This window comes from Nonomuraea pusilla (assembly GCF_900109355.1).
Taxonomy (GTDB): Bacteria; Actinomycetota; Actinomycetes; order Streptosporangiales; family Streptosporangiaceae; genus Nonomuraea; species Nonomuraea pusilla.
The window spans coordinates 1-6,932 of record NZ_FOBF01000049.1; the positions used below are offsets into that span (position 1 = coordinate 1).

9 protein-coding genes are annotated in these 6,932 nt (G+C 68.0%); 1 reads left to right on the top strand and 8 read right to left on the bottom strand.

What is annotated here, in order from left to right:
• On the top strand, nt 1–343 hold a 343-nt coding region (locus BMX74_RS44760), incomplete at its 5' end, for a hypothetical protein (protein WP_177227757.1).
• A gap of 201 nt (nt 344–544) precedes the next feature.
• Here BMX74_RS44760 and BMX74_RS42320 read toward each other — a convergent pair.
• The 8 genes from BMX74_RS42320 to BMX74_RS42355 all read right to left on the bottom strand — a co-directional run.
• Nucleotides 545–901, bottom strand: a complete 357-nt coding sequence (locus BMX74_RS42320; RefSeq protein WP_091106093.1) for a hypothetical protein — start codon at nt 899–901, stop codon at nt 545–547.
• A 10-nt stretch (nt 902–911) separates the two neighbouring features.
• A complete protein-coding gene (locus BMX74_RS42325; RefSeq protein WP_091106094.1) occupies nt 912–1,286 on the bottom strand; it encodes a hypothetical protein in 375 nt (124 codons plus the stop codon).
• Between the two features lie 109 nt (nt 1,287–1,395).
• Nucleotides 1,396–2,130: a CHAP domain-containing protein gene (locus tag BMX74_RS42330; protein WP_256257630.1), complete on the bottom strand. Its 735-nt coding sequence runs from the start codon at nt 2,128–2,130 to the stop codon at nt 1,396–1,398.
• Nucleotides 2,114–2,251, bottom strand: coding sequence for a hypothetical protein (locus tag BMX74_RS44765; protein WP_177227758.1), 138 nt, complete (start codon nt 2,249–2,251; stop codon nt 2,114–2,116). The genes BMX74_RS42330 and BMX74_RS44765 overlap by 17 nt, the downstream gene beginning before the upstream one ends.
• Before the next feature lie 624 nt (nt 2,252–2,875).
• On the bottom strand, nt 2,876–3,196 hold the full coding sequence (locus BMX74_RS42340; RefSeq protein WP_091106099.1) for a hypothetical protein: 321 nt from the start codon (nt 3,194–3,196) through the stop codon (nt 2,876–2,878).
• A gap of 84 nt (nt 3,197–3,280) precedes the next feature.
• Complete coding sequence (locus tag BMX74_RS42345) at nt 3,281–3,679, bottom strand: hypothetical protein (RefSeq protein ID WP_091106101.1); 399 nt, start codon at nt 3,677–3,679, stop codon at nt 3,281–3,283.
• Entirely contained in the window at nt 3,679–5,523 is a 1,845-nt protein-coding gene (locus tag BMX74_RS42350; protein WP_091106102.1) for a hypothetical protein, read from the bottom strand. Before BMX74_RS42350 ends, BMX74_RS42345 begins: the two co-directional genes overlap by 1 nt.
• Before the next feature lie 39 nt (nt 5,524–5,562).
• Nucleotides 5,563–6,932: phage tail family protein (locus BMX74_RS42355; RefSeq protein WP_143078981.1), on the bottom strand; the 1,370-nt coding region annotated here is incomplete at its 5' end.

Below are 6,932 nucleotides of genomic sequence, written 5' to 3' on the forward strand. Positions count from 1 at the left end.
CGCCGAGAAGGCGCTCACGGAATGGGCCGCCAACAATGCCCGCCGCGACGAACTCGTACGCGCCGCGCGAACTGCAGGTGTGAGTAAGAACCGGATCCACGTACTGACCGGGATCGCCCGCACGACCATCGACCGGATCTTCCAGGAGCGCAGCATGAACGTTCAGGACCTCGCCACCGCTGTGAAGACGACGCTCGGCGACCACCCCGAGAACTTCGACGTCGATGGCATCATCGCGGAGATCGGCACCACCTATGGCTACGACCTCAAGAGCATCGACGACATCCCGAGCGACGAGTACTGGCAGATCGTCGAACGCCACGACACCACGCTGAAGGCGTAGCCTTCAGCACAAAGACGCCCCCGCCCCGGTCCGTGAGGACCAGGACGGGGGCGTACGCACACCCCGGGGAGGGGCGCACTCGACCACCGAAGCGGACGAGGGGATCTCGGCTATCCGGCCGGAAGAGATGGCCTCCACCTCTTATCGCCGAGCTTGTGAGACACCGGGTTCGGGCACTGCCGTCGCCCGGAGGATCTCAGGCTAGCGGACAGGCCGCAGCGTCTTCGGGCTGGAAACCTGCCGCACGAACATCGACACGCCCATGGCGACGAACGCCATGATGGAGGCGGTCTGCTCGTCCGACAGGGACAGGCCGAACACCAGCGCCAACGTGATACCCGCCTGGGCGAAACCCAGGACCGCCGACTGGATTGAGGAGCCGCCATCCGCCGCCCGGGTGACGGCCGCAGTCCACACGCCGACCGCCGCCGCCGCGACCGCGTTGAGCGCGCCCACCTGGTCAGAGGTGAGCGGCAGCACGAACGCCGTCAGGAGTTGGAGCGCAGCCGACAGGAAGCCGAGGATGACCGCGGGCTCACGGCCGAAGATCGTAGGCATACGGTCCTCCTCAGGACGTGGGGGTGGGGGTCGGCGACGCGACGGGGGCGGTCTTGCAGTCGTAGGTGAGCGTCACGTCCGCGGTCTTCGTGCACGTCTCGACCACGGCACCCCGCTTGTAGACCACGGTCGCGGGCGGCGGCGGGACCACCGGGATGGCCGCCCGGGTCGGCACGTAGATCTTCCGCTCGTTGCTCTTGCACTCGCCGTACGGGGACCGGCGCAGACGCAGCGGCTCCATCAGCCGCATGGCGCCGGACTTGACGTTGACGCACGCGCCGTAAGCCTTGGGTGCCGGCGCCGCGGCGGAAGCGGTGGCCGCACCCGACAGGCCGACAGTGAGGGCGATGGCGGACAGGATGACAGCGCTCTTGGAGATGCGCACGAGGATGCTCCTCAGTTAGGGGAAATACGAAGAGCGGCCCTCGCCTGGAGGACCGCCCGGGGAGCCGCATGGCTCGTTGATTAGTTCGATTCGCCCAGCCAGCCGCGTATCACGCGACACGCAGCAGGGCGGCCCACGTCTGCGGGCCCACCACCCCATCGGTCTTGATGCCGGCGGCGGCTTGGATGCCCTTCACGCCCTGCTCGTGGTAGGCGGTGAAGGTCGTGTCGTCGATCGCCTCGACGTCGATGGCGAAGTCACGGGCCATCAGCAGGTAGGTGAGGGTCTTGACGTGCCAGCCCTTGTCGCCGCGCTTGAGGGTGGGGAGCTTCTTCACGGCGACCTCCGTGGGGTTGACGGGCTTCGGCTTCGACGGCTTGACGGGGACGTCCGGGTAGGCGGGCCGGCCGAACCCGGCGATGGTGGCGCGGGATCGGACGCGGCGCATGCATGCGTTGGCTGTGTTGAACTCGATCGTCACGACCCGGCCGTCCCGAAGTACGGCTTCGACGATGCCGACATGGTCGATCGCAGGGATGTTCTTCGTCCCCTGCCAGTCGAAGAAGACCAGGTCTCCAGCCTTCGGGCTCTGATGCCAGCGGCCGTTGTCGCGGAACCAGGCAGCCCAGGACGGCGTGTAGGCGAACTCGCCCACCACCTTGCCCAGGCCGAGCGTCGCGGCGACGTAGGACAGGCCCGCGGCGCACCAAGGGGCGCGGGCGAACGCCTGATTCCCGTGCCGGTCGGCGTACCACTGGCCGAACCTCGTCCAGCCGTCCGGGCGCTCCTGATAGCCGATGTGCTTACGGCAAGCGGAGAGCATCCGGTCACGAGTCGACGTCATCGTCGGCCTCCTCGGTCTCGCTCACGTACACCGCGGCGGGGTCCTGGGAGACCCGCTGAGGGCCGTCGTCCTCCGTGAGAGCCGCGTCGCCGTACGGCTCGGGCGGCAGGGGTTCGCTCATGGTCAGCCCTCCGGCTTGCAGGTGAAATGAGTAGATCCGGGACTGTCGGGTGTGCACTCGTAGACCCGGCCGAGCGCGTCGGTATACGTCCACTTCGACGGCGGCGGGCCCGCGGGCCCCGGGGAGCCTTGAGGGCCTTGGGCGCCGTCCTTCCCGTCTCGGCCGTCCTTGCCGTCCTTGCCTGGGTCGCCCTTCGGGCCGGGGGATCCGGTCGGTCCGGGCTCACCGCGGTCTCCCCGCTCGCCCTTCGGCCCCTGCGGGCCAGCGGGACCTACGGGTCCGGGAGAGCCAGCCTTGCCGGGCTTTCCGGTCGCGCCCTTAGGCCCTGGAGGGCCGGACGGTCCAGGCTCGCCCTGGGGCCCTACAGCGCCGCGCTCCCCTCGCGGGCCCGCCGATGGGGAGACGAGCGGGACCCCGCCCAAACGCTCGACCTGTCCGGCCAGCACCGCACTGTCCCGCTGAGCTACACGCACCTGCTCCTGGACGCTGTGGATCTGCACCATCAGCGCGGCCACAAGAGCGGCGAACACGAGTGCCACCGCCAGCGGCAGCAGCCACATGTGCTTTGCTGTTGGAGGGGTGGGCTCGTCGCCGAGAAGCCCGTCAGATTCGTGGCGACCCATGTCACGATCCCTTGCCGTTCAGCCACAGTTGGATCAGGAGGATGACCAGCGGCGATACGAACGCCGTGAACACGGCCATAACGATCAACTTGCGGTCGTTGGCCCGCTGCGCCTTCTCCGCGTCCCGCTCAGCCTCTATGCCGGCGATCTTCCGCTCGTGGTCGTCGAACTGGCGTTGAACCGCCTGCTGGTACGCCTGAAACAGCTCGTTGGGGACAACCCGGTCGAGGCGGGCGTTCAAGCTGTTGAAGCCTGACTCCACCGACCTCCTCAGGGCCTCCATCGTTCGGTGGAGCTCCCACGGGGTGGGCTCATCAGCCACGTCTCTCCTCGACATCGGGAAGGGGTAGGGGTGGCCGCCCGCGCTCCCTTTGGGCGCGCATCCATGCCCGCGCGGGCGGCCAAGTCAGAAGGTGGACATCCGGCCGGAGCCAGTCAGGGCGCCGAGGATGCCGACGACCGCGTCATAGAGCCGGTCGATCCCGACGCTCTGCTGTTGCGCGTACGTCGAGCTGTAAGTGGCGGGGGCGTTGCCTAGGTCGAAGTCGACCATCGTCACCTTCGACATCTGCGGGTACATCCGCTTGACCACCCCGCCGGCCTCGGCGGCGTAGAACTGGCCGCCATTGCAGCCGATCTGGACGGTGCCTGGGGCCACGGACGGGACGCCCATGTTGCCCAGCACCCAGCCCTGCGAGGCAGAGGTGAGCCCAGACTGGTTCGTGATCGACGACTTGAGGTCACGAACCGCCTGCTCCAGAGCCTTGATGCGGTCGGCGAGGTCTTCGGGCTGCGGGAGCGGCATCAGATGTCCACCTCTTCCTCGAACACGAGGGTCGCTGTCTCCTGGCTGTTTCTGCTGGTGGCGCGGACGGAGACGCCGATGACGCGCCAGCGGTGGTTGAAGGAGGCGCCGCCGTTCCTAATCGGCCACCAGTCGTTGACGAGCATCACGCGGGCGTAGTCACCGAGGTTGGTGGGCGTCCACTCGGTCTCGTCGAGCTTGACGCTGACCTGGTGGACGCGGACGGTGCCCGGCCTCTCCGCCGCCCACCGCGCCGCGTACGCGTTGAGCGTCGAGGTCTCTTTCACGGTGCTGTAGTCCATCGTCCGGTCGATCCGCGGCCAGCCTGCGGCGAGGTAGGCGGTCGCGTTCTGCTCGGCCGACATGAGCGGCTGGGATGAGGTGGAGGCGTCCGTGGAGACGCTCTCACCCCGAGCCCGGTAGGAGGTGGCGGCCCTGAGCGCGTCGATCTCCTGGCTGACGCTGAGCACGTTGCCGGGCTGGGAGAAGACGTGATCCGTCTGTGTTCCGAGCTTCGGATAGCCGAAGCGGACTTCACGAACGCGGGTTCCGGTTCCGGGGTCTGCTGTGTGGATCAGCCACTCGAACCCGCCGTTCACGTCAGCCAACTCGCGCAGGCGCTGGCCGAAGGTCGCGGTCTCGCCCGCCAGGTAGGTCCTGTCGCGGTTCACGCCTGACGTGCCTGTCTGCAACGTCAGCCCGATGTTGGCGTACGTGAGCGCCTGCATCTCCGTGATGAGCGCTCGGGCGATGTCGAGCTGGTCCGTGCCCGTGTACGAGAGGTCGTCGCGGATCTCCACCGCGTTCAGGTACGACTCCAGGGAAGCGCCGGTGAGCTGCACCTTGATGGCACCCCTGCCGTCGATGTTGACGGTGGCCTTCCAGATGACGTACGTGCCCCATACGACACCGTTGCGGTAGACGTGGCAGACGGTCCGGCCCGGCCCCGTGGAGAGGCTGTCCGGCTCGGTCGGATCATCCACCCACCTGGGGACAACCTTCGCCACCTCGTCAGCGATCTCCCGGTTAACCACCGCGATGCTCGCCGAGAAGCTGCCCGGCTCCCCGATCGCCCTCGTATAGGTGACGTCGTCCAAGTCGAGCGTCGTGATGTGGTTGTCCGTCCGGAGGTCGTTGAAGACGAACTTGTAGTGGATGTCCTTACTGGGCGGGATCGGGTCCGGCGGAGGCTCCGGAGGCACCGCTGTGCCACCGACGTCCACCGTGATGCCGTGCGACGGCATCGTGCCAGCCGCAGACCATGCGAAGTTCGCCGACCCGACAGCGCCCGGGAAACCGCGGTTCTTGTAGGCCAGCGCCGCCTTAGCCCGGCCGTTGGCCCCGTACCGGTCGAACAGCTTCGTGTTGCCGGCCGGGATGCCCCACAGCCCGTCGAGACCTGTCGTGCCCGCCGCCCACCGCAGCGTCACCCCCGTATCGGTGCCTGGGCTGACGGACGGGCAGGTGATCGTATTGTCGTCGCCGTTGCTCAGCGACGCGATCAGCGGGGTAGCCCCGCCATGGTCGGAGATCGCGACGATCCCAACGATCGAGTCCGCCAGACCCGTGAAGGCGTTGACGTCCTGCGTGAAGCCGTACGAAGCAGGCTCGCCAGCCCCGGCGATCTTCCACCAGACCTTCGTGCCTGCCCAATCCCGGCTCAGCGCGCCCAGAAGCTGCCAAGAGGCACCGCCACCCGTCGGGGTGGTCATGGATGACGCGTTGAAGCTATGAGCTGTCTGGAACGCGACCAGGATGTCCCCGGGCGCGGTCCCGGTCGGCTTGGCGCACGAGAACGACAGGCTGGCCGACTGGGTGGAGGTGAACGCGCGCAGGGTGGCCACAGGTCACCCCCGTCCTTGCTGGTTGGAAGGTGAGCAGGGCTACAGGAAGGCGCTACGCCAAAGGACCTCGACGCCAGCAGCCCCGCCGGCGTCCGTCTCGTAGCTGATGGCATTGGCGCCGACGTCGAGGAACCATTCCTTGATCGGCACGCTGATGGTGTCGGCGACCTTCGACCCGTAGTCGGTCGAGCCGAGCATCGCCTTGCCCCGGTTAGTGTCCACCACCAGGAGCTGTCCGGCCATCAAGGTGACGTCGAAGGCCAGAATGCGGTCCAACGTCTCATTGATGATCATCGGGTTGGTTGCCGGACCCGCGAACCGCAGGATCGGGTTGGTGTAGACGTCGCCTGAGTTGATGAACTGGGTCGGCGCTGACGCGTTCGCAGCGACCACCTGCGACTGCTGATCCAGCTCGTACCGGCGCGGATCAGGGCAGGTAATCGTGATCACTGGCTCAGGAGCGCCCACCGAGTAGGCGTCACCCATGACGCCGGTCCGGTCGGTGACCTTCCCATACGCCAGGAGCGTCTGGCTGTAGCCGCGCACGACGAACGTCCACAGCGAGTTGTCCCGCAGGACGCGCGTGTCGTACCGGAGCTGCCGCAGCAGGTCGTCAACCTGCGTCGGGTCCGAGATGCTGTCGAGCTGGAGCGCCACGGTAACGATGCGGCGCTGCGCCAGGCTCCCGCCGGCGTACGCGCCATGCCGGCCCGGCTCCTCCTCGGACAGGTCATCGATCTGGGGAAGCGACTCCCAGCCGGTGATCTCCCGGATCCGGTAGCGGGTGCCCATCCCCCAGACGACACCGTTGAGTTCCACCTGCCCGATGTCGGTCAAGTTGTCGCCGGGCAGCGTCGGCACGGTAACGCCAGCGGACGGCACCTCGCCAGCCGCCTCCACAGCAGCCGGTGTGATGGTCGCCAGGCGCGTGGCGGTCACGGTCGGGGCCGGGACCTCAGCCCCAGCGGTGACCGAAGGAGGGGACAGTGTCCGGTTCTGCACCGCCGTGATGGACGGGGCCGGCACCTGCGCCCCAGCAGTAACCGCCGAAGGCTTAACCAGGGACGCACTGCCGGCCACCACGTTGGGTTTCGGGACCTCACCCGCAGCCGTCACCGCAGCGGGGTGAGCAGTCTGCCCAGCGTGCACCCCCGGCGGCGGCACTTCGGCGGCAGCAGTCACCGTAGCAGGGTGAGCCGTCTGCCCAGTTCTGACGGCAGCAGCCGGGACCTCCCCAGCAGCGGTAACCGTTGCGGCCGACACCGTCGCGTCAATCGAGCCAGGCCGGATCTCCACTGCCGCCCAGCGCCAGTCGCCGCCGGTGGTGCCGGATGCGTCCAAGTTGAAGGTGACGCCCGTCCCGGAGCTGGCGGTGTTGGCCGCCTTCCGGGCAGCCATTCCGGCGAACC

Coding starts and splice junctions, on each gene's coding strand:
- BMX74_RS42320 (WP_091106093.1), bottom strand. CDS start 901: ATGCCTACGATCTTCGGCCGTGAGCCCGCGGTCATCCTCGGCTTCCTG.
- BMX74_RS42330 (WP_256257630.1), bottom strand. CDS start 2,130: ATGACGTCGACTCGTGACCGGATGCTCTCCGCTTGCCGTAAGCACATC.
- BMX74_RS44765 (WP_177227758.1), bottom strand. CDS start 2,251: ATGAGCGAACCCCTGCCGCCCGAGCCGTACGGCGACGCGGCTCTCACG.
- BMX74_RS42345 (WP_091106101.1), bottom strand. CDS start 3,679: ATGCCGCTCCCGCAGCCCGAAGACCTCGCCGACCGCATCAAGGCTCTG.